The 22,588-nt window shown below is 70.5% G+C and carries 14 protein-coding genes and 2 pseudogenes; 13 read left to right on the top strand and 3 right to left on the bottom strand.

Translation table 11 applies throughout. The annotated features are described in order from the left end of the window. Window positions 1-12 precede the first annotated feature (12 nt). Complete coding sequence (locus tag ABIA35_RS36825; RefSeq protein ID WP_370361010.1) at window positions 13-6,273, bottom strand: type I polyketide synthase; 6,261 nt, start codon at window positions 6,271-6,273, stop codon at window positions 13-15. Between the two features lie 299 nt (window positions 6,274-6,572). On the opposite strand from ABIA35_RS36825, the pseudogene ABIA35_RS36820 reads away from it, so the two are divergent. From ABIA35_RS36820 to ABIA35_RS36795, 6 genes and pseudogenes are all read left to right on the top strand, one after another. Next, window positions 6,573-11,219 (top strand): annotated as a pseudogene (locus ABIA35_RS36820) (SDR family NAD(P)-dependent oxidoreductase); the annotation flags it as partial. A gap of 76 nt (window positions 11,220-11,295) precedes the next feature. Further along, complete coding sequence (locus ABIA35_RS36815; protein ID WP_370361009.1) at window positions 11,296-11,970, top strand: cation transporter; 675 nt, start codon at window positions 11,296-11,298, stop codon at window positions 11,968-11,970. Window positions 11,971-11,981: 11 nt separating this feature from the next. Next, on the top strand, window positions 11,982-12,383 hold the full coding sequence (locus ABIA35_RS36810) for a hypothetical protein (protein WP_370361008.1): 402 nt from the start codon (window positions 11,982-11,984) through the stop codon (window positions 12,381-12,383). Window positions 12,384-12,590: 207 nt separating this feature from the next. Beyond that, window positions 12,591-13,691, top strand: coding sequence for a nitric oxide synthase oxygenase (locus ABIA35_RS36805; protein WP_370361007.1), 1,101 nt, complete (start codon window positions 12,591-12,593; stop codon window positions 13,689-13,691). Next, window positions 13,679-13,963: a hypothetical protein gene (locus ABIA35_RS36800; RefSeq protein ID WP_370344817.1), complete on the top strand. Its 285-nt coding sequence runs from the start codon at window positions 13,679-13,681 to the stop codon at window positions 13,961-13,963. The genes ABIA35_RS36805 and ABIA35_RS36800 overlap by 13 nt, the downstream gene beginning before the upstream one ends. Window positions 13,964-14,050: 87 nt before the next feature. Next, window positions 14,051-14,686, top strand: coding sequence for a hypothetical protein (locus ABIA35_RS36795; protein WP_370361006.1), 636 nt, complete (start codon window positions 14,051-14,053; stop codon window positions 14,684-14,686). Window positions 14,687-14,721: 35 nt separating this feature from the next. Here ABIA35_RS36795 and ABIA35_RS36790 read toward each other — a convergent pair whose 3' ends face one another. Further along, window positions 14,722-15,693: a magnesium transporter CorA family protein gene (locus ABIA35_RS36790; RefSeq protein ID WP_370344815.1), complete on the bottom strand. Its 972-nt coding sequence runs from the start codon at window positions 15,691-15,693 to the stop codon at window positions 14,722-14,724. A 164-nt stretch (window positions 15,694-15,857) separates the two neighbouring features. Here ABIA35_RS36790 and ABIA35_RS36785 point away from each other — a divergent pair, with 164 nt between their 5' ends. From ABIA35_RS36785 to ABIA35_RS36760, 6 genes are all read left to right on the top strand, one after another. Beyond that, window positions 15,858-16,571, top strand: a complete 714-nt coding sequence (locus ABIA35_RS36785; protein WP_370361005.1) for a GNAT family N-acetyltransferase — start codon at window positions 15,858-15,860, stop codon at window positions 16,569-16,571. 272 nt (window positions 16,572-16,843) lie between these two features. After that, the gene (gene kdpF / locus ABIA35_RS36780; RefSeq protein WP_370344813.1) at window positions 16,844-16,933 is read left to right on the top strand and encodes a K(+)-transporting ATPase subunit F; all 90 of its coding nucleotides are present in this window, start codon (window positions 16,844-16,846) and stop codon (window positions 16,931-16,933) included. Next, window positions 16,933-19,098, top strand: a complete 2,166-nt coding sequence (kdpB, locus tag ABIA35_RS36775; RefSeq protein WP_370361004.1) for a potassium-transporting ATPase subunit KdpB — start codon at window positions 16,933-16,935, stop codon at window positions 19,096-19,098. The genes kdpF and kdpB overlap by 1 nt, the downstream gene beginning before the upstream one ends. Beyond that, window positions 19,095-19,964, top strand: a complete 870-nt coding sequence (locus tag ABIA35_RS36770) for a potassium-transporting ATPase subunit C (RefSeq protein ID WP_370361003.1) — start codon at window positions 19,095-19,097, stop codon at window positions 19,962-19,964. Before kdpB ends, ABIA35_RS36770 begins: the two co-directional genes overlap by 4 nt. 1 nt (window position 19,965) lies before the next feature. Beyond that, window positions 19,966-21,627, top strand: coding sequence for a potassium-transporting ATPase subunit KdpA (gene kdpA, locus ABIA35_RS36765; protein WP_370361002.1), 1,662 nt, complete (start codon window positions 19,966-19,968; stop codon window positions 21,625-21,627). A gap of 115 nt (window positions 21,628-21,742) precedes the next feature. Continuing rightward, window positions 21,743-21,955 (top strand): hypothetical protein, encoded by a 213-nt coding sequence (locus ABIA35_RS36760; RefSeq protein WP_370361001.1) that lies wholly within the window; start codon window positions 21,743-21,745, stop codon window positions 21,953-21,955. A gap of 75 nt (window positions 21,956-22,030) precedes the next feature. Here ABIA35_RS36760 and ABIA35_RS36755 read toward each other — a convergent pair. Continuing rightward, window positions 22,031-22,314, bottom strand: a pseudogene (locus tag ABIA35_RS36755) (sensor histidine kinase); the annotation flags it as partial. Between ABIA35_RS36755 and ABIA35_RS36750 the strand changes: the two are divergent. Beyond that, a complete protein-coding gene (locus tag ABIA35_RS36750) occupies window positions 22,313-22,498 on the top strand; it encodes a hypothetical protein (protein ID WP_370361035.1) in 186 nt (61 codons plus the stop codon). The pseudogene ABIA35_RS36755 and the gene ABIA35_RS36750 sit on opposite strands and share 2 nt — an antisense overlap. Window positions 22,499-22,588: the final 90 nt, after the last annotated feature.

Raw genomic sequence — 22,588 nt, 5'->3', positions numbered from 1 at the left:
CGCCGTTCCGGATCAGGACCGGCCGAGTTGCCTGTCGACGAACGCGAAGACCGCGTCGGCGTCCGCTTCCTCGAGCCCCGCTGACGGGTTCGCGGCGTTCGCGGCCGTGGGCTGGGCGGCGCTCATGGCCGCCGTCAGGCGGGAGGCGAGCGCCGAGAGCCGACTCGCCACCCGGGCGGGATCCGCGGCGATACCGGTCAACGTCTCGGACGGCAGGCCGGCCACCAGCGCCTCCAGCCGCTCCACCTCGGCCAGCACGGCTCCGGCCCCGGTCGCCGCCGCTGCCGCTGCCGACTCCGGGAACAGCCGCTCCAGCACGTGCGAGGCGAGGGCCGCCGGGGTCGCGTAGTCGAAGACGATGGATGCGGGAAAGGCTGTCCCGGTCTCCGCCGAGATCAGATTCCGGAACTGGATCGCGGCGAGCGAGTCGAATCCCAGGTCGTGGAAGGCGCGGTCGGGATCCACGGCCGCGGAGTCCCCATGGCCGAGTACCTTGGCCGTCCATCCGCGCACGACGTTGAGCAGTTCTCCCTCGCGCGCGCCGTCCCCGGACAGCGACGCCAAGCGCTCCCGCAGCGAGGGCTCGGCGGATCGGCCCTCGGGAGATCCCGCGGCGCCCGCGGCCGAGCGGTGATGTTCGGCGACGATCGCGGCGAAGAGCGGGCCCGCGCCGAAAGCGCTTCGCGCCGCGAGCGCGGCCGGGTTGAGATCGCCGACCACCAGCTGAGTCCGGTCATCCGCCACAGCTGCGGCGGCCAGCGCCTCGACCGCGATCGCGGGAACCAGAGGTCTGTCGATCGCCGTCGCGGACAGCAAGCCGGACATGACCGGGGACAGATCGGCGCCGAGGGCTGATAGCGCCGCAGCGTTCGGGCGCAGCGGCAGCAGGACCGCGGAGCTGGAATCGGTCAACGCCAGGTCCAGCAGCGCCAGGTTGTCGTCGGCGGGCATCGGCACCAGGCCGGAAGCACTCAGCCGCTGGATGTCGGCCACTGAAAGCCTTCCGCTCAGGCCGCCGTCGACGTCCCACACCCCCCAGGCGAGCGAGGTCGCCGGGAGGCCGTGGGCTTGCCGGTACCGGGCCAGGCCGTCCAGGAACGCGTTGGCCGCCGCGTAGTTGGCCTGTCCGGGATTGCCCAGCGTGCCAGCCATAGAAGAGAACATGACGAACGCCGACAGCGATAGGTCCCGGGTGAGCTCATGCAGATGCCACGCGGCGTACGCCTTCGGCGCCAACGCTGTCTCCACCCGTGCGGGATCCAAGGACGTGAACGTGGCGTCGTCCAGTATGCCGGCCGTGTGCACCACGCCGATGAGCGGGTGCTCGGCGGGGACGGCCGCCACCACGGCGGCCACCTGGGCACGGTCGGACACGTCGCAGGCCACGATCTCGGCGTTCGCCCCGAGAGCGGCAAGCTCCGCTCTCAGCTCCCGGGCACCGGCGGCATCAGGGCCTTGACGTGAGGCCAGCAGCAGCTGCCGTACGCCGTGCCGCCGCACGAGATGACGCGCTGTCAACGCGCCCAGGCCGCCGGTGCCGCCGGTCACCAACACCGTGCCGCCCGCCGCGAATGAGAACTTCCCGACGCTACCAGCCGCGGCGCGTATCAGGCGGGGCACGGATACTGCGCCGCGCCGTACCGCGATCTCCGGTTCCGTGTCGGCCAGCGCGGCCTGCCACTGAGCAGCGGTGGTGTCCTGTTCCCAGTCCAGCAGCGTGATCCGGCCCGGGTGCTCCGACTGCGCCGAGCGCAGCAGGCCGCGCATGGCGCCGGTGACCACCGCGTCATCCGATGCCGCTCCGGTGGCGCCGTCATAGGGGAAGGCGACGACCAGCCTGGACATGGCGAACCGCTCGTCGTCCAGCCACTGCCGCAGCACGCCGAGGAGCGCGCCGACCGACCTACGCGTGCGCGCCACCGTGTCGAGTCCGTAGCCTGCCATCGGCGCTGGCAGTATCAGGAGGTCCGGCACCGTCGGCAGCGAAGCGAGATCTACGACTTCCTGAACCGGGATGCCAACGGTGCGCAGGACATCGGCGACCCCGCTTCCCGAACCCAGCACAGCGCAATGACCGACGGGAGACGCGGTGGAGGCGGCCGACGATGTCGGCACCCAGGCGACTCGATACAGACCCGCTCCGTCAGGTTCGGCTCGCACGCCATCGGCCGCCCAAGTGCCCCAGGCCACCGTCGAGGCCCGAAGGCCGCGTTCCCGCCGCTGCCGTGCCACCGCGGACAGAAACGCACCACTGACAGCCTCAGCCGCGCGACCCGGACCTCCCCACACCGCCGATGCCGCCGTGACGAGCACGAACGCGTCAAGGTCCCGGTCCGCCAAGAGCGAGTCCAGCACCACCGCACCGCGCATCGCCGAGCCGTCGTCGTTGGCGGCGGCGCGTGACCCCGCCGCGTGGACCACGGCGGTCAGCGGATGCTGCGACGGCAGAGTACGCAGCAGTTCACTCAGCATCGCGCGGTCTGTCACATCGACCCGGGCAAAGGTGACCTCGGCGCCCGACGCGGTGATCTCCTCCTTCAGAGCCGCGGCAGCGGGCGCCAGGTCACCGCTCCGGCCGGCCAGCACGATGTGCGCGGCGCCTTTCCGGGCCAGCCACCGTGCCACGTGGCCGCCGACCGTTCCGGTTCCGCCGGTGACGAGCACGGTCCCGCGCGGGGTCCAAGCGCGATCCGGCGGGCCGCCGGAGTCCAGCGGTGCCCGGTGCAGCCGCCGGGCGAACAGCCCTGTGGGCCGCAGCGCCAACTCGTTCTCCGCGGTGCCTTCGTCCAAGAGCCGGCCCAACCCGGCCAACTGCGCGGCGTCGGCTTCGGGGGACAGGTCGACCAACCCGGCCCACAGATCGGGTTGCTCAGATGCCAGTACGGCGCCCAATCCCCCCAGCGTGGCCTGCGAGAGTGCGTCGCTGATGGTCGCGCACCAGACGCGGGTCGTAGTGCCGCGCAGCGCTTCCACCAATGTGCACGTCGCCTTGAAGCCCGCTGAGAGCCAGGGCTGGTCGGAGGCGGGACGTTCGTCCAGTGCCAGGAGAGAGAGCACAGCGTATGGCAGCTCGCTGTTTCCCTCGCGGAGCTGCTGCCTGAGCCGGACCGGATCGCAGACATCCCCTGGGACCCGCACCAACCGGGCGCCGCCACTGGTCAACCCGGCGATGAGACCGTCCGCGGATCCGACCACGGAATCCGGCACGAGCACACACCAGCCCGGGCCGAGCACTTGCGCGTCGCCGGCACCGGTCGGCACCTTCTCCCACGCCACGTGGAACCGCTGGCCGTCGAGCACCGCGTTCGCCTGCTGCTCTCGGTGCCAGCGGGACAGCGCCGGAAGCACGGCATCAAGCAACGCAGGCCCCTGTGACCGGTCCATCCGCAGCAGTTCGGCCAGCCCGGCCGTGTCCTCCTGCTCGACGGCCCGCCAGAACCCCTCGGCTCCGATCCCAGCCTCGGCCCCGCCACCCCGGCGCCGATCGGTGCCCATCCAGAACCTGCTGCGCTGGAACGCGTAGGTCGGCAGGTCGTATACCCGTTCGGCGCCGGAGCCCGCGTAGAACGCCGACCAGTTCGTGCGCAGACCCGACACGTGCAACCGGGCCAGGCCGGTGACCACCGTTCGGGCCTCGGAACGGTCCTTGCGCATCAGGTCCACCGCCAGTGGACGCGAACTGCCGTCTCCGAGGCTCTCGTGCACCATGCCGGTGAGCGCACCACCTGGCCCCACCTCGACCCAGCGGCCGACTCCCTTACCGGCCAGATACAGCATGCTGTCGTGGAAGCGCACAGCTTCCCGTGCCTGACGAACCCAGTAGTCGGGATCGGCCAGCTCGGCAGCGGACAGCGGACGTCCCGTCAGGGTGGACACCACCGGAATCCGGGGTGCCGAGGCTCGCAGTTTCGTCGCCGCCTCGCGGAACTCCCCGGCGATGGCGTCCATGTGCGGCGAGTGGAAGGCGTGGCCGACCCGCAGCCGTCGCACGCGTCGGCCCCGTGACGCCAAAAGCTCGGCGATCTCCAGCACCTCCGCGCGGTCGCCGGAGACGACCACCGAGGACGGCCCGTTGACCGCCGCGATCGCCACCCGGCCTGTCGCCCGGTCGTCCAGCAGAGTGCTGACTTCGGACTCGCTCGCCTGCAACGCCGCCATCGCCCCGTCCGCGACCACGGACTGCATCAGCCGTCCGCGAGCGGCGACCAGCGCGGCGGCGTCCTCCAGCGGCCACACCTCGGCCACCTGCGCGGCCGCGATCTCGCCGATGGAGTGGCCGCTGAGGTGGTCCGGCTCCAGGCCCCAGCTTTCCAGCAGCCGGGCCAACGCCACCTCCACCGCGAACAGCGCGGGCTGGGTGTACTCGGTCCGGTCCAGCAGGTCTGAACGCTCCGAGCCGTCCTCGGCGGCCAGGATTTCCCGAAGCGGGAGGTCCAGGTGCGGGCCGAAAGCCTCGCAGACCGTGTCCAGCGTCGCAGCGAACGCGGGGAACGCTTCGGCCAGGTCACGGCCCATGCCCGGATACTGGGACCCTTGGCCGGGAAAGAGGAACGCCGTCAGACCCGGCCGGACTGTGCCTCGGACCACGGCCGTGCCACTATCGTCACCGCTCGACAGCGCGTCCAGCCCGGCGTGGATCCCGTTCCGGTCCTCACCTATCACAATGGCCTGGTACGCGAGCGCCGCCCGCGAGGTCGCCAGCGAAAAAGCAACGTCCAGCAGGCCGGTGTCAGGGTGGTCGGAAGTGTCAGGGGCCTGATCGAGCCGGGCCCGCAGCCGGGTGGCCTGGTCGCGCAGCGCCGCTTCGGACGCCGCCGACACGATGACGGGCAGCGGGAAACGAAGTCGGCCCGGTCGGCCCGGTCGGCGCGGTTCGGGCGCGTCGTCGGCGGACGTGGAAGCCGGAGCCTCCTCCAGCACGACGTGCGTGTTCGTTCCGCTGACGCCGAAGCTCGAGACCCCCGCCCGCCGCGGTCGTGCCGAGCGCGGCCAGTCCACCGCCTCCGTGAGCAGTTGGACCCGTCCTGCCGACCAGTCCACGGCGGTGGACGGAGTCTCGGCATACAGGGTGCGGGGCAGCAGTCCGTGCCGCATCGCCTGCACCATCTTGATCACCCCGCCGACGCCCGCCGCGGCCTGCGCGTGCCCGATGTTCGACTTCAGCGAGCCGAGGAACAGGGGCCGGTCCGCGGCTCGGCCGCGGCCGTAGACGGCCAGCAGCGCCTGAGCCTCGATCGGGTCTCCCAGACGGGTGCCGGTCCCGTGTGCCTCCACCGCGTCCACGTCGTCGGCGGTGAGTCCGGCGGCGCCCAGCGCCTCGCGGATCACCCGCTGCTGTGCGGGACCGCTGGGTGCGGTCAGGCCGCTGCTCGCGCCGTCGGAGTTGACCGCCGTGCCCCGGACGAGGGCCAGCACCCGGTGGCCGTTGCGCTGCGCGTCGGAGAGCCGCTCCAGGACCAGGACCCCGACGCCCTCACCCCAGCCGGTGCCGTCCGCGTCGTCGGAGAACGCCTTGCACCGCCCGTCGCGCGAGAGCCCCTGGTGCCGGCTGAACTCGACGAAGATCTGCGGGGTGGACATGACGGTCACGCCGCCGGCCAGCGCCAGCGAGCACTCGCCGCCGCGCAGTGAACGCACCGCCAGATGCAGTGCCACCATTGAGGAGGAGCACGCGGTGTCGACGCTGATCGCCGGGCCCTGCAGGCCGAGCGCGTAGGCCACCCGCCCGCTCAGGATGTTGGGGGAGCTGCCGTTGATCAGGTAGCCCTCGAGCTCGCCCGGATCCTCGGGGGCGGTCAGCTCGTAGTCGTTGTAGACCACGCCCGCGAACACGCCCGTGCGGCTGCCGCGCAGCGAGCCTGGATCTATGCCGGCCGTCTCCACGGCCTCCCAGCAGGTCTCCAGCATCAGACGCTGCTGGGAGTCCGTGGCCATCGCCTCGTTGGGGCTGATCCCGAAGAAGGCCGCGTCGAAGTCGGCAGCGTTCAGCAGGAACCCGCCGCGGCGGGTGTAGCTCGTCCCCCTGCGGCTCGGATCGGGGTGATAGAGCGCGTCCAGGTCCCACCCCCGGTCCGCGGGGAACTCGGAGGTGGCGTCGCGGCCCTCGGCCACCAGCTGCCACAACGCCTCCGGGCAGTCGACCCCGCCGGGGTAACGGCAGCCCATGCCGACGATGGCGATCGGCTCCCGATCCCGCTCCTCGGCCTCGCGCAGCCGCTGCCGCGTCTCGCGCAGATCGGTCGTCGCGCGACGGAGGTAGGTCAGAAGCTTCACTTCGTCGTTCGATACAGCGTCGTTCGATACAGCGATGTCCGACACAGCGTCGTTCGCCACAGCCACCTCGATCGAATGCCAGGCACCATCTGCCGGGCGGCCTTCGCCGAACCCATAGATCAGTTTCGAACTCTAGGCACGCCCGGTACCGCTCCCAACCCCTATCCGCACTCCAGAGCCCCTATCGCGCCTTGAACCGTCAGCCGCGATAGGGGTTGTCCCGGTGTCCGCCCTCGGCCGACGATCAGATGTGCCCTCCGAAACAGGTCAGCATGAGTGAGACCCCTGCCGCGGACAAGGTCGTCGAGGCTCTCCGCCGGAGCCTGCTGGAGAACGAACGGCTGCGCGGGGAGAACGATCGGTTCACCGAGCCCATCGCGATCGTGGCGATGGCGTGCCGCTATCCGGGCGGCGTGGCGTCGCCGGAGGACCTGTGGCGACTGGTCTGTGACGGTGGCGACGCCATCTCGCTGTTCCCGGACGACCGAGGCTGGGATCTCGCCTCGCTGTACGAGCCGAAGGCGGGTACACCAGGTACCAGCTACTCCCGGCACGGCGGATTCGTCGACAGGATGGCGGACTTCGACCCGGCGTTCTTCGGGATCTCTCCGCGAGAGGCCCTTGCCATGGATCCCCAACAGCGGCTGCTGTTGGAGACCTCGTGGGAGGCGGTGGAGCGGGCCGGAATCGTTCCCGCTTCACTGCGGGGCAGTCGCACCGGGGTGTTCGCGGGCGTCATGTACCACGACTACGGCGCCGGGACCAGCGACGGCAGCCTGGTGTCCGGACGGATCGCCTACACCCTGGGGCTGGAGGGCCCCGCGGTGAGCGTGGACACTGCGTGCTCGTCGTCCCTGGTAGCGCTCCATCTGGCGATGCAGGCGCTGCGCCGGGACGAGTGCTCTCTGGCGTTGGCAGGCGGCGTGACGGTGATGGCCGCACCTGACATGTTCGTGTACTTCAGCGAGCAGCGTGGTCTGGCCCCGGACGGCCGCTGCAAGGCGTTCGCGGCCGCGGCCGACGGCGTCGGCTGTTCCGAAGGCGCCGGCGTCTTGCTGCTGGAGCGGCTCTCCGACGCGCGCCGCAACGGCCACGAGGTGCTGGCCGTGGTGCGGGGCTCGGCGGTCAACTCCGACGGCGCCAGCAGCGGCCTGACCGTGCCGAACGGTCCGTCGCAGCAGCGGGTGATCGAGCAGGCTCTGCGGAGCGCGGGGTTGCGGCCGGCGGACGTGGACGCGGTGGAAGGGCACGGCACCGGCACCCGGCTCGGCGACCCGATCGAGGCCCAGGCGCTGCTCGCCGCCTACGGCCGGGAGCGCGAACGTCCGCTCTGGCTGGGCTCGCTGAAGTCGAACATCGGGCACGCTCAGGCCGCAGCTGGTGTCGGCGGGGTGATCAAAACGGTCCTCGCGATGCGGCACGGTGTGCTGCCCAGGACGTTGCACGTGGACGAGCCCTCGCCGGAAGTGGGCTGGTCGGCCGGGGCGGTCCGACTGCTCACCGAGCCGGTCGTGTGGCCGGAGACCGGGCAGCCGCGCCGCGCTGGAGTGTCGTCGTTCGGGATCAGCGGCACCAACGCCCACGTGATCCTCGAACACACATCGGCTGCCGTGGCTACACCGGCTTCCGAAGCGATGGTGGCGGAGCGCACGGGGCTGCCCGGCGGAACCGTGCCGTGGCTGTTGTCCGGGCACAGCCCTGAAGCGCTCCGGGCGCAGGCGGCGCGGCTTGCGTCGTTCCTGGACGACGAGCAGGAGCCGGCGCCGGTCGATGTCGGCTTCTCCCTGGCGACCACGCGGTCCGCCTTTGCGCATCGCGCGGTGATCCTGGGGGCGGATGGGAACGAATTGCGTGCAGGGCTTCGCGCTGTCGGCGAGGGCGTGGAGTCCCCGGCAGTGGTTCGGGGCGTCGCCCGCCCGGCCGGGCTGACCGCGTTCTTGTTCTCCGGCCAGGGATCGCAGCACCCGCGTATGGGCGCTGAACTGGCCGGGACGTATCCCGTGTTCGCGCGGGCATACGCCGAGGTGTGCGCCGAACTGGACCGGCATCTGGACCGCCCGCTCCGGGAAGTGATCGACACCGATGCGGACGCGCTCGATGCGACGGGCTTCACGCAGCCGGCATTGTTCGCCATCCAGGTGGCTTTGTTCCGGCTGCTGGAATCGTGGGGGATGAGGCCGGACTTCCTCGCGGGGCACTCGATCGGCGAACTCGCCGCCGCGCACCTCGCGGGCGTCTGGTCGCTTGCCGACGCCTGCACGCTCGTCGCGGCCCGGGGCCGGCTGATGCAGGCGCTGCCGGCCGGCGGGGTGATGTGCGCGGTCGCCGCCGCCGAGGACGAGGTCCGGGCCGTGCTGCCGCCGGATGTGGCCGTGGCGGCGGTGAACGGCCCGCGGTCGGTGGTCGTCTCGGGCGAACGGGACGCGGTCGAGGTCGTCACGGCCCGACTCGTCCAGCAGGGGCACCGGGTCAGGCCACTGCGGGTCTCCCACGCCTTTCACTCACCTTCGATGGACCCGATGCTCGCCGATTTCCGCGCCGTGGCCGAGAAGCTGACCTACTCGGCGCCGGACACCCCCGTCGTGTCGAATGTGACGGGGAGGCTGGCCGGAGCCGACGAGCTGTGCACTCCCGACTACTGGGTCCGGCACGTGCGCGAGACCGTCCGGTTCAGCGAGGGCATCCGGAGCCTGGAAGCCGAGGGCGTCGCTCGATTCATCGAGCTCGGTCCGGACGGGTCGCTCTCCGCGTTGGCGCGGGACTGCCTGGCCGACGCGGCCGATGCCCATGGCGCCGCCTTCGTTCCGGTGCTGCGCCGGGATCGTGCGGAGGCCGGGCAGGTGACCACTGCCGTCGCGCTCGCGCACGCCCATGGAGCCGAGGTGCGGTGGTCGGAGTTCTACGCGGGCAGCGGTGCGCGTCGAGTCGGACTGCCCACGTATGCGTTCCAGCGGCAGCGGTACTGGACCGATGTCGGGATGTCCGTCGGCCCGCAGAGCCTGGAGCCCACCTCGAACCAGGACCACCTGTTTCACGTCGACTGGAGTCCGTGGACCGGGAGCGACCCGCTTCCGGCGGTACCGGGATGCGCGGTCCTGGGTACGGACGGCCTCGGGCTGGCCGCGGCGATCGAGTCGGTCAACGGTGTCGTGCGGCGGCATGCGGACTGGCCGTCGCTGACCGCGGCCGCCGAAGCCGGACCGGCGCCGGAGTTCGTTTTCGTCCCCTGCGTCACTTCACCGGCACAGCCTCCTGACGTCGCCTCGACCGCCCGCGCCGCAGCGAATCGGGCACTGGCACTGGCACAGTCCTGGGTGACCGCCGAGCGCTTCGCCTCCTCGCGGCTCGTGTTCGTCACTAAGGGAGCTATCGCGACAGTCCCGGGGGAGGGGATCGCCGACCTCGTCCAGTCCCCGGTCTGGGGCGTCATCCGTACGGCAGAGCTCGAATATCCCGGGCGGCTGGCCCTGCTCGACATCGACGGTGCGAACGTCCCCGTGGCCGCGGTGCTCGCCGCCGTGCGCGCCGGGGAGCCGGGCCTGGCCGTGCGCGAGGGCGGGATCCTTGTTCCCCGGTTGGCGCGGGGCGAGGCCTCGGAAGCCGAAGCGGTGCCGCCGGTCCGGTTCGACGACGCCGGCACGGTCCTGGTCACCGGCGGCACCGGCGTACTCGGCGGGCACATCGCCCGGCACTTGGTGACCGAGCACGGCGTGCGGCACCTGCTGCTGGCCGGACGCCGGGGGATCGCAGCCCCCGGCGCGGCCGCCCTGCACGCGGAACTGACCGAACTCGGCGCGCACGTCACGGTGGCCGCCTGCGACATGACCGATCGTGAGTCGCTGAAGCGGTTGCTGGCCTCGGTGCCGGCGGCCGCGCCACTGCGCGGCGTCGTGCACACCGCGGGCGTGGTGGACGACGGCGTCCTGACGGCCCTGACTCCGCAGCGCATGGACGACGTGCTGCGGCCCAAGGCCGATGTGGCGTGGCACCTGCACGAGCTCACTGTCGACTACGACCTCACGGCGTTCGTGCTGTTCGGCTCCGGCGGCGGCACGCTCGGCGCTCCGGGCCAGGCCAACTGGGCGGCGGCGAGCGTGTTCGTGGACGCCCTCGCGCACTATCGCAGCGCCCGGGGTCTTCCAGCCCTGTCCTTGGCGTGGGGCATGTGGTCGTCCGGCGGGATGGCGGCCCTGCTGTCGAAGACCGACGTCATCCGGATGGCGCGTTCCGGCGTGCTCGGCTTGTCCGTCGAGGAGGGGCTGGCACTGTTCGACCGCGCTCTCCTGAGCGGCCGGCCGATGACGGTGCCGATGCACCTGGATACCTCAGCCGTGCGACCCGGTCCGGAAGGGATCCCGGCGATGCTGCGCGGGCTCGTCCGGGCCCCGGGGCGGCGTGCCGAGGCTGACGACGGCACTGTCGGCAGCGGCGGAGGCGGTCCGGATACGGCGTGGTCCCGTCTGACCCGGCTGTCCGGAAAGGAACTGGACGGAGCCATCCTGGAACTGGTCCGCAGCACCGCGGCGTTCGTGCTCGGCCACGAGCGGGCCGAGGCGATCGACCCCGACCAGGGCTTCCTGGACCTCGGATTCGACTCGCTGACCGCGATCGAGCTCCGCAACCGGCTCAGCGCCACGACCGGCCACCCCCTGCCCGCGACGCTGATCTTCGACCACCCCTCGGCCAGAGCCCTGACCGACCACCTGCGAGCCGAGCTCCTGGCGCAGTCGGCACCGAGGTCCGTGGACGAACACCTCGCCGCGCTGGAGTCCGCCCTGGCCTCGGCACGACCGGACGAGGCCGAACGCACCCGGATCGCGGCGCGCCTGCGCTCGCTGGCCGCGGTCTGGGCGGCGGCGGACCGGCCGGCGGGGACCGGCGACCTCCACCAGGCCACCGCGAAGGAACTGTTCGACATCCTCGACGACGAACTCGAGGCACGGTGAGGCACGTTCGCCGGGCCTGGATCAACGAATTCAGGGGAGCGAAGCCGATCTGCCGCGCGTTGCGATCGGGCTGGGCGTGTGGGACACGGCCCGGCTTCCCTGCGCTGATCGTTTCGCACTGGGCTGGGCCGCCGTGACTGCTGCGCTACCCGAGAGAACCTCCGAGGTGGGTCGAGCCGTGGTTGCGTGCGCCTTGTCCGTGGCTTGGGCTGGTTTGGCAGGCACCGTTTCGGTGGTCGCCGGGCTGGCGAGCGGGGCGTTGGCGCTGGTCGCCTTCGGCCTGGATTCGGTGATCGACGGGTCTGCTTCCGCGGTGCTGGTCTGGCGCCTGCGGACCGAGTTGCGCCACCCAAGCAGTGCTGCGCGCACGGCTCGCGTTGAACGGGTCGCGGCGAAGGCAGTGGGAGCGGCGATGGTGGCCGCTGCCGCCTACGTGGGGGTGCAGGCGATCCCTGTGTTGGCCGCCGGGTCGGCGGCTCGCGCTGAACCGGTCGCGCTGATCCTTCTGGCCGCGTCGGTGGTCGTGTTGCCCGGGTTGGGCGTGTACAAGTTGCGTTTGGCTCGGGAGTTGGAAAGCGTGGCGCTGCGCGGTGATGGTGTGCTCAGCGCTGCGGGGGCCGCATTGGCGCTCGTCGCGCTGGCTGGCGCCGGGGCCCAATCTTGGTGGGGGTGGTGGTGGAGCAACCCGGTCGCGGCACTCGTGATCGCGTGCTTTCTTGTTCGCGAGGGTGTTAAGACGATGCGTGGATAAGGCTTACTCACATGAACGTTCCTGCACGCGGTGCCTGGACGCGGCTCGGGATAGGCCGCAATGGCGGTCCGTTGCGTGACGAGGGGCCGGCGGTCTGGCTTCAGATCGGCGAGTTCTACGCGGACAGCCGCGGCTTCGCCGGGACCACCGCCTTCGACGGCGAGGCCGTGAGCTTCCGCCACGAGGTCGGCGCGCCGGGGGAGGACGTGGGGCGATTGGCTGTGGCCGGAGACCACCTCATCGAGACCGGCACCAATCCTGACGGCAGTACGTTCTTCGAGGTCTGGCGGCCGTTGCCGGATGACGGCTGCGCCGGCGGCGCGTGGCTCAGCGCGAGCGCGCAGATCGTCCGCGTCGGTCGGCACGTGGTCCACGTCGACGGAACGGGCGGCACGTACTGGTCCCTGCCGTGAGATGACCTCACTCTCACTCCCGCAGGGTTTTGATTGTCATATGCGACCTATGCGATCGCTATGAGCGATCTTCCGCGAGGGCGGAACTCCTTGTAACTTCCGGGTTACCGAATGCTCTCGCTGTAAGAAGGCAAGGTTGACGTGAGTGCTGACAACGTTCTTTCGCCGTCCTGCCCCGCCGCGGGCCACAAGCCCCAGCGCGGTTCCATGCCCGACATCACCACGGAGGCTGAGGACTTCCTGCTGCAACTGCGCTCCGAGGGAATCAGCCTTGCCCCGGACCGCATCGACCAGGTCCGGTCCGAGATCCAGGCCACCGGCAGCTACCGGCACACGGTCGAGGAACTGCGCTGGGGAGCCCGCATCGCCTGGCGCAACACTCCGCGCTGTATCGGCAAGTTCTACTGGAAGGCGCTGGCGATCTGCGACATGCGTCATCTGACCACCGCCGAGGAGGTCTTCGCCGCGCTGGTCCAACAGCTGCGCGAAGCCTTCGACGGCGGCCGGGTGCGCCTGCTGATGACCGTCTTCGCGCCTCGCGAGCCCGGTCGCGAGGGCATCCGGATCTGGAACTCGCAGCTGGTCCGGTACGCCGGGTACCGCCAGGCCGACGGCTCGGTGCTCGGCGACCCGGAGACCGCCGACCTCACCGAGCGGTTCACGGCGATGGGCTGGGACCGCGGCAAGCCCGGACGCTTCGACGTCCTGCCGATCGTCATCCAGATGCCCGGCGAACCCCCGAGGCTGTTCGACCTGCCGGCCGACGTCGTCCACGAGATACCGCTGACCCACCCGACCCTCGACTGGTTCGCCGACCTGGGCCTGAAGTGGCACGCCTTCCCCAGCATCAGCGACCAGTGCCTGCGCATCGGCGGTGTCGACTACACCGCGGCGCCGTTCAGCGCCTGGTACACCGCCGCCGAGATCGGGGCTCGCAACCTGTCCGACACCGGCCGCTACGACATGCTCCCGGAAGTGGCCCGGGGGATGGGCCTGGACACCAGGACAGATCGCACGCTGTGGAAGGATCGTGCGCTGGTCGAGCTGACCGCGGCCGTCATCCACTCCTTCGAGCAGGCCGGTGTGTCAGTGATCGACCACCACTTCGCGACCCGGCAGTTCGTCCGGCACGAACAGCGCGAGCAGGCTGCCGGCCGGGACACCGCGGCGCACTGGGAGCTCATCGTCCCACCGATCGGCGGATCGGCCACTCCGGTTTGGGACCGCCGCTACGAGCCGACGCTGGTGTGCCCGAACTTCTTTCCGCAGACGGCCCCCTCGGTGGGAGAAGCCTCGTGGGAGAGCTGATACAGATCGGCGCGGCGCTGTGCATCCTCGCGGCGTTCACCTTGAACCAGCTCGGGAAGGCAGGCCAGAAGTCCCTGGGCTACCTGGTGCTCAACGCCGCCGGGTCGGGGGTGCTGTGCGAGATCGCGGTCGCGCAGCACCAGTGGGGGTTCACGATGCTCGAAGGCGTCTGGTGCGCCGTCTCCCTGGTCAGCCTGCTGTACGGCCGGGTCGGGCGCTCAAGGGCGCCGGATCGAGATCGGCCCGGGTCTATTTCGCGAAATTCCACGTAATCTCGTCGAGTGTTCGAGCGCCGCGCGAACCCGTTGATTCCGGGCATACCGCGTACTATTGCAGGAGAGATCCTCCCAGGAGGAGACATGAGATACGCCCTCCCGATCATCCTGTTCCTCGCTCTGGCGACCCTCATCGTCACGGCCCCGCGCATCGGCCCTTGGCGGGCCCGCCGTCAGGCGCACGCGCTGGCCCGCGACCTGGTCCAGACCGAGGGCTTCACCGCCTCGCCCGACATCGAGCACGAGATCGCCGCCGAACACGCTCCCCCCTTCCACTACGGGACCGCGCACAACTTCGAGGACGACCTCATCGGCACAGTGCGCGACATGCCGGTGTCCACGGGCTCGTACACCTGCCACTACAACGGCGAGACCCACCGCTACGGCGTGGCGCTCGTGAGCCTGGACCACGACGTCGAGCGCGTCGAGGTCCGCGACGGGCCCGCGTTCGCCACGGCCTGGGTCATCGACGCACCGCCGCAGCACCGGATCCGCACCGGCACCCCGGCGTTCGACGAGCGCTTCGAGACCTACACGCCGGACCGCACCGACGACCGCATGGTCCTCGCCCCGGACGCGCCGGCGTTGCTCACCGGGGTCGCCGAACCGTTCAGCATGCGGGCCGAAGGCCGACGCCTGCTGTTGTGGCGCTCGCCCGGCTGGTCGTCACCCGAGGCGCTCGAGGAGGACGTCACCACGGCCGTGGCCGTACTCGCCTGACGCCGGGACGCGGGACACCGGGACCGGGCCGCGCCTCAGATCCAGTCCTTGCGGCGGAACACGGTGAACAGGATCACGGACAGTCCGATGGTGACACCGGTGGAGGTCCAGAACCCGGTGTGCGTGCCGAAGCCGGGGTAGGGGACGTTCTGGCCGTAGAAGCCGGTGACGGCGGTCGGCACCGCGATGATCGCGGCCCAGCTGGTGACCTGTTTCATGATGACGTTCAGCCGGTTGGAGCGGATCGTCAGGTGCGTCTCGAAGATCGCGGTGATCAGGTCCCGCAGCGACTCGGTCCACTCGGTGGCGCGCAGGACGTGGTCGTAGACGTCCTGGAAGTACGGCACTATCTCGGGGTCGACGATGTGCAGGTCGCGGCGCAGGACGGCGTTGACGACCTCGCGCATCGGCATGACGACCCGGCGCAGGGTGACCAGCGACTTGCGCAGCTCGAAGGTGCGCCGCTGCATCTCGCTGTCCTTCGGCTCGCCGTCGAACAGCTGCTCCTCCAGCGCCTCGATCTGAGTGTCGAGGGTCTGCACGGCGTCGAAGTGCGTGTCGACGACGAAGTCCAGCAGCCCGTACAGCAGGAATCCGACGCCGTACTTGACCAGGTCCGGGGAGGAATCCCAGCGCTCGACGACCTTGTCGATCCGGAAGCCCTCGGTCTTGCGGACGGTGACCAGGGCGCCGGTGGTGATGAACGCGGCGACCTCGTGCTTGACCAGCTGCCCGGACACCTCGTCCAGGTCGACGGCGTACGCGGTCAGGAACAGGTGGCTGGCGTAGCGGTCGAGTTTGGGCCGCTGGTGCTCGTGGACGGCGTCCTCCACCGCCAGCGGGTGCAGGCCGAGTTCCTCGCTGACCGCGGCCAGGTCTTCTTCGGTGGGCTCGCACAAGTCGAACCACACCACGGAGGACGGATCGGCCAGGTGCTCGGAGATCTGCGCGGGGTCGAAGTTCTCGGCTTCCAGCACGCCATTGCGGTACAGACGGGTGCGCGACATGGGCGTCAGCCTAACCCGGCGCCGGGACGGGGCCGGCGAGCAGCTCAGCGTGCGGCCGGGATGACGACGTCCCAGCGGCGGCCCGCGGTCGGCCAAGGCATCGCAAACCCACCGCTCACGAGTCGCCGCTTTCCCCCGTGGAGCCGCTTCGCCAAGATCGATCCATGCCGGATTCGCAGATCCTCCCGAGCGTACGGGAAATGTGGGCCCAGATCGCCGCATCCCCTGTCGTCTTCCCGGACGACGGAATCAGCATCGTGACCTCCCCTCGGTCGCGGATGTGCCCGCCGGGATGGGTCGGCCTCGTGCTGCTGGCCGGCGCCGGAATCGGAACGGCCCCGGATGACGCGACCGCCGACGCAGTCCGCACGGCACTCGCCGACTGCCCGCCGGAACGGCTCCGTGATCCGTCGGAGGCCGCCAAGGTGCTTCCTGCGGGCGAGATGCTCGGGCCCGTGACCCTGGCTTATCTCGCATCGGACTCGTTCCGCCCCTCATCCGGTCCTGCTGTCGAACAGCTTCCCGCCGACCACCCCGACCTCAAGGCTCTGGAAAACCAGTGCAGCCCCGAGGAACGCCACGAGGCGAGCATCGGCGAACTCACCTCGCCGGTGTTCGCCATCCGCGAGGGCCGCGACATCATCGCCGCCGCAGGCTACGTGGCCTGGCTGCGCGCCACCGCCCACATGGCCATCCTCACCGCGCCCAGGGCCCGAGGACAAGGCCTGGCCAAAGTGACCGCCTCCAGCGCCGTCGCGCATGCCGTCGCAGCCCGGATGCTGCCGCAGTGGCGCGCGCGCGTGCCGGCGTCGCAGCAGGTGGCTCGCGCTTTGGGGTTCGCCGAACTCGGAGTGCAGATCCGTCTGAAGATTGCTTGACGTCCAGCTGCACACCGACGCCCGGGAGCCGGTGACGGCCGACCGGGGAACACACGACCCGCGACGCGAGCATCGGCGCCCGAATCCGCACGGCTCGCAAGCGTTACTTGTGAACGCTGTCACGATGCAGGTCACGGGGCCGTCGATATGCGTTTGTGACCTGTTGGCGATTGCCCGGGTCACGCTTGGATCGCGTTGGGGGACGGGTCCGGAACCGTCGCGCGGTGCTGTGCTGAGCACATGAGCGGACACATGTTCCGGCGGGCTGCGCGGTGAGCGCCGGCACCGTCGTGGGGCTGATCGTCGGGGTCGGCCTGCTCGTCTATCTCGTCTTGGCCGTCCGATATCCGGAGAAGTTCTGATGACCCTCCAGACCACTGACAGACCCGGGGCTGCGGCTCTCGGCGCACCGCCTGATATCGGGCGGTCTCATCGGGTCGGGGCTGGGGCTCTGCGCCCCGAACAGCTTGTCACCGCGCTGCCGGAGGCGCTGCGCAAACTGGATCCGAGGATCCAGGTCCGCAACCCCGTCATGTTCGTCACCGAGGTCGGCGCGGCGCTGACCACGGGCCTGGCGATCTGGCACCCGTCGTGGTTCGCGGCCCTGATCACCGCGTGGCTGTGGCTGACCGTGGTGTTCGCCAACCTGGCCGAGGCGGTGGCCGAGAGCCGGGGCCGGGCCCAGGCCGACAGCCTGCGCCGGACCCGCACGCAGACCACGGCGCGGCGGCTGGTCGACTGGCGGCCCGGTACCGACCCGGTCGCCGAGGAGGTGTCCGCTGAGCACCTGCGCCGCGGCGACCACGTGGTCTGCGACGTCGGCGAGCTGATCCCGGGCGACGGCGACGTGGTCGAGGGCGTGGCCAGCGTGGACGAGTCGGCGATCACCGGCGAGTCGGCCCCGGTGATCCGGGAGTCCGGCGGGGACCGGTCGGCGGTCACCGGCGGTACCAGGGTCCTGTCCGACCGGATCGTCGTGCGCGTCACCTCCGATCCCGGTCAGAGCTTTCTGGATCGGATGATCGCCCTGGTCGAGGGCGCCAAGCGGCAGAAGACCCCGAACGAGCTGGCGCTGAACCTGCTGCTGGTCGCGCTGACGTTCGTCTTCCTGGTCGCCGTGATCACCTTGCAGCCATTGGCGATCTTCTCCAAGCAGGCCGTCGGCTCCACCCCGGACTCCGCGGCGCTGAGCGCGAACGGCGTCACCGGCGTCGTCCTGGTGGGCCTGCTGGTGTGCCTGATCCCGACGACCATCGGCGCGCTGCTGTCCGCGATCGGCATCGCCGGCATGGACCGTATGGTGCAGCGCAATGTGCTGGCGATGTCCGGACGGGCTGTCGAAGCGGCCGGTGACGTGCACACCCTGCTGTTGGACAAGACCGGCACCATCACCTTCGGCAATCGCCGTGCCTCGGCCTTCCACCTGCTGGGCGGTACCAGCGAGCGTGACCTGGCCGAAGCCTCGTTGCTGGCCTCGCTCGCCGACGAGACGCCCGAGGGCCGGTCCATCGTCGAATACGCCCGCGAGGGACATGACTTCGCCGGGACCACCTCGGATCGCAGCGGCGGAATCCTGGTTCCGTTCTCGGCGACCACGCGGATGTCAGGGGTCGATCTGGAACACCCGCAGGAGCGCAAGCTGCGCAAAGGCGCGGCCCGTTCGATCGCGGCATGGGTACGCGAGAACGGAGGGGAGATCCCCCGCGATCTGGAGACGGTGGTCGACGCCGTCTCCGCCAACGGATCCACCCCGCTGGCCGTGGCCGAGGCCGTGGACGGCACGGCTCGCGTCCTCGGCGTCATCGAGCTCAAGGACGTGGTGAAGCCGGGCCTGGCCGCCCGGTTCGCCGAGCTGCGCACGATGGGCATCAAGACCGTCATGATCACCGGCGACAACCCGGTGACGGCACGGGCCATCGCCGCCGAGGCCGGGGTCGACGACTTCCTGGCCGAGGCCACCCCCGAGGACAAGCTCGCGCTGATCAAGGCCGAGCAGGCCGGTGGCAAGCTGGTCGCGATGACCGGCGACGGGACCAACGACGCACCCGCCCTGGCGCAGGCCGACGTCGGCGTGGCCATGAACACCGGCACCTCGGCCGCCAAGGAGGCCGGGAACATGGTGGACCTGGACTCCGACCCCACGAAGATCATCGAGATCGTCGAGATCGGCAAGCAGCTGCTCATCACGCGCGGTGCGCTCACCGCCTTCTCCATCGCCAACGACGTCGCGAAGTACTTCGCGATCCTGCCGGCCATGTTCGGCGGCGTGTATCCGGGCCTGAAAGCCCTGAACATCATGGGGCTGCACTCGCCGCTGTCGGCGATCATGTCGGCGGTGGTGTTCAACGCCCTGATCATCGTGGCCTTGATTCCGCTCGCCCTGCGCGGGGTGCGGTACCGGCCTTCGTCCCCCTCGGCCCTGCTGTCGCGGAACCTGTGGGTCTACGGGCTCGGCGGCCTGGTGGCCCCGTTCCTGGCGATCAAACTGATCGATCTCGGCCTCGTCCAGTTCCTCCCCGGGATGTGAGAACGGTGCGTACATACTTTGCGGCACTGCGCGTGGTCGCAGTACTCACTTTGGTGGTCGGGCTGCTCTACCCGCTGGGCATGACGGCGTTCGCGCACACGCCGGGGCTGCACCATCCGGCCGAGGGATCGCGGATCGCCGATTCCAAGGGCAACGAGGTCGGGAGCTCGCTGATCGGCCAGAGCTTCACCGACGCTCAGGGCGACGCCCTGAAGCAGCACTTCCAAACCCGCCCCGACGGTGAGGACCCGACCGCCTCCGGCGCGAGCAACCAGGGCCCGGAGAGCATCGTCGACACCCTGCCGACGCCCGGACAGCCGGACACCGGCAAGCCGAGCCTGTTGACGACGGTGTGCACCCGCAGCCTCAAGGCCGGAGCGCTGGAGGGAGTGTCCGGGGCACGGCCGTACTGCACGCCCGACGGCGTCGGCGCCGTTCTCGGGGTCTACTACACCGGCGGCGACGCCGGCACGGTGACCAGGGTCGTCAGCCTGAATCAGGCGTGCCCGGCCACTCCGTTCCTGGCGACGTACCAAGGCGTCAAGGTCGAGTGCGCCAAGCCCGGCGAGGACTACAGCGCGGCAGTGGTGACGCCGATCCGCGGCGACGCCCCGGCCGATCCCGCCGTCCCCGCCGACGCAGTGACGGCCAGCGGCAGCGGCCTGGACCCGGACATCAGCCCCGCCTACGCACGGCTGCAGGCGCCTCGGGTCGCGAACGCGCGGCACCTCCCGCTGGCCACGGTTCTGGACCTGGTCAAAACCCATACGACAGGCAGGGCCTTGGGCTTCCTGGGCAACCCGGCAGTCAACGTCCTGGAGCTCAACGTCGACCTGGACCGTCACTACCCGGTGAAGGCGAGCTGACATGACCGTCTACGGCTGGCTCCAAATCGTCTTCCTGATCACGGTGCTGGTGGCGGTCCACGTGCCGCTCGGCGACTACATGGCCCGCGCCTACACCGGCACGAAGCACTGGCGCGTGGAGAAGGCGATCTACCGGATCTGCGGCGTCAACCCGGACGGTGAGCAGGACGGGCGCAGGTACTTCGGCGCCCTGATGGCGTTCACCCTCATCGGGATCGCAGCGCTGTTCACTCTGTTCATGCTGCAGAACCGGCTGCCGTGGGACCACGGCCACCCCGGACTGCCCTGGCAGCTGGCGCTGAACACCGCGGTCAGCTTCACCACCAACACCAGCTGGCAGAACTACGCCGGCGAGTCCACGATGGGCCACCTGTCGGTGATGGCCGGCTTGGGCGTGCAGGCCTTCGCCTCGGCGGCGGTCGGTCTGTGCGTCGGGCTGGCGCTGATCCGCGGTCTGACCCGGCACGGCACCCGCGACCTCGGCAACTTCTGGGTGGACCTGATCCGCTCGATCGTCCGGATCCTGCTCCCGCTGTCGATCGTCGCGGGCCTGGTCCTGATCGGGCTCGGCGTCGAGCAGAACCTCCACGGGACGCAGCTGTCGAACACCCTCACCGGCGGCGCGGGCTCGCAGAAGATCATCGGTGGCCCGATCGGCTCGTGGGAGCCGATCAAGCTGATGTCCGGCGACGGCGGCGGGTTCTTCAACGCCAACTCCGCGCACCCGTTCGAGAACCCGAGCGCCTGGAGCAACACGATCGAGATCCTGCTGATGCTGCTGATCCCGACAGCTTTCATCCGCACCTTCGGTCGCATGATCGGCTCGCTGAAGCACAGCTGGACACTGCTGACCGTGGTCGGGATCCTGTTCGGCCTGCTGGTGCTCGGCGCGAACCTGGCGCAGAGCGCGCACACCGGCACCGTGGCGCAGGCCGTCGGCGGCAACGTCGAGGGAACGGAAGTCCGCTTCGGCACCCCGGGCTCGACGCTGTTCGGCGTGGCGGCCACCGGATCGGCCGACGGCGCGGCGAACGCCTCGTACGACAGCTTCTCCTCGCTCGGCGGCGGGACGCTGATGGCCGCGATGATGCTCGGCGAGATCGCGCCCGGCGGCACCGGCTCGGGGCTGTACGGCCTGATCATGATCGTGCTGATCGCGGTGTTCATCGGCGGCCTGATGATCGGCCGCACGCCGGAGTACCTCAGCAAGCGGATCGGCGTCGGCGAGATGCGGTACGTCGTGTGCTACGCGCTGGTCGCCCCCACTCTGATCCTCGCGGCCTCGGCCCTGGCGATCGCACTGCCGGCCGGCCGGGCCGCGATGGGCAACTCAGGAGCGCACGGTCTGTCGGAGATCGTGTACGCGGCCACCAGCACCACGCAGAGCAACGGCAGCGCGTTCGGCGGCTTGTCCGGCAACACGCCGTTCTACAACTTGGGGATGTGCGTGACCATGTTCGTCGGCCGCTATCTGCCGATGGTGTTCGTCCTGGCGCTGGCCGGCCGGCTGGCCGAGCAGAAGCCGGTCGCCGTCACCACCGGGACGCTGCGCGCCTCCGGGCTCAACTTCGTCGCGCTCGCCACAGGCGCGGCGATGCTGCTGGCGCTGCTCAACTTCCTGCCGGCGCTCTCCCTGGGGCCGCTCGCCGACGGAATGCACTAACGAAGGGCGGCCGTGTGGCGAGAGTTCATTGCCTCTCGCCACACGGCGGCTTGCATTTCCCTTTCAGGCGCGATTTCGCCTGGCTGTGTCTGGCCACGCTGATCGTGGTGAGCCGTTGTACCAGCCGGACCGGGGCGGGAAGGCCGACGGCGTGTTCAGCGTGGACGGCGTCAGCGCGCTGCTGCGCCTCCTGGAGCATCCGAGCCTGCGTGTGGAGGATCGCCTGCTGCTGGTGTGGCACCGCGACGGCTGGTCTTCGCCGGACGCCCTCGTCCAGGCGGTGACCGCCGCGACCGGGCTGGCCGACCGGATGCGCCTGGTGAGCTGACGGCTTGGACCGCGTCCCCACGCCGCGCTGATCTGATCGCTCGGATCGCGCGGCGCGGGTCGATCCGGCCGGCGGCTACGTCGCGCCCGGTGCGCTTGGTGCGCTGTCGGTCCATCTCGGCAGCGTGATCACCATGGTCAGTCCGCGGCCGGGCGTCTCCTCTGGGACGAGTGTCCCCGACATCGCCTCGACCAGCCCGCGGGAGAGGGCCGGGCCGAGGACGACCCCGGTGGTGTTGTCCCGGTCGCCGAGGCGCTGGAACGGGGGAAGATCCGTCCGAAGTCCTTGGGCGGGAAGCCCGGCCCACGGTCGATGACGCGCAGATCGACGGTGTCGCCGTGAGCGCTGGCGCACAGCATGGCGCCGGTCGTCGAGGTCGCCGCGACCAGGCGCCACGCGCCCGGGTCGGCGCACTCCAGCAGCGCCGCCGACTCCATCCCGAACGTCTCGCGGAACCGCCTCGACAGCGCACCGATCGCCTCGTCCCCGCGCGGGACCGCCACCGCGAACTCGGGAAAGGGCTCGGCCTCGGCGGAAGCCTAGTACTGCAGCCGCACTTGTTGTGACGTGTGGCGTTGCTGCTCGTTAGCGGTGTGTGGATCACGTTGCGGTTGCTGCCGACGTCCTGGAGCG

Source organism: Catenulispora sp. MAP12-49 (assembly GCF_041262705.1).
Classification (GTDB): Bacteria; Actinomycetota; Actinomycetes; order Streptomycetales; family Catenulisporaceae; genus Catenulispora.
This window is presented reverse-complemented; position numbering and strand designations above follow the sequence as displayed.

Excerpts from the sequence above, each read along its gene's own strand:
- ABIA35_RS36810 (WP_370361008.1), top strand. The coding sequence starts at position 11,982 with ATGAACGTTCCTGCACGCGGTGCCTGGACGCGGCTCGGGATAGGCCGC.
- ABIA35_RS36805 (WP_370361007.1), top strand. The coding sequence starts at position 12,591 with ATGCCCGACATCACCACGGAGGCTGAGGACTTCCTGCTGCAACTGCGC.
- ABIA35_RS36795 (WP_370361006.1), top strand. The coding sequence starts at position 14,051 with ATGAGATACGCCCTCCCGATCATCCTGTTCCTCGCTCTGGCGACCCTC.
- ABIA35_RS36790 (WP_370344815.1), bottom strand. The coding sequence starts at position 15,693 with ATGTCGCGCACCCGTCTGTACCGCAATGGCGTGCTGGAAGCCGAGAAC.
- ABIA35_RS36785 (WP_370361005.1), top strand. The coding sequence starts at position 15,858 with ATGCCGGATTCGCAGATCCTCCCGAGCGTACGGGAAATGTGGGCCCAG.
- kdpB (WP_370361004.1), top strand. The coding sequence starts at position 16,933 with ATGACCCTCCAGACCACTGACAGACCCGGGGCTGCGGCTCTCGGCGCA.
- kdpA (WP_370361002.1), top strand. The coding sequence starts at position 19,966 with ATGACCGTCTACGGCTGGCTCCAAATCGTCTTCCTGATCACGGTGCTG.
- ABIA35_RS36750 (WP_370361035.1), top strand. The coding sequence starts at position 22,313 with ATGGCGCCGGTCGTCGAGGTCGCCGCGACCAGGCGCCACGCGCCCGGG.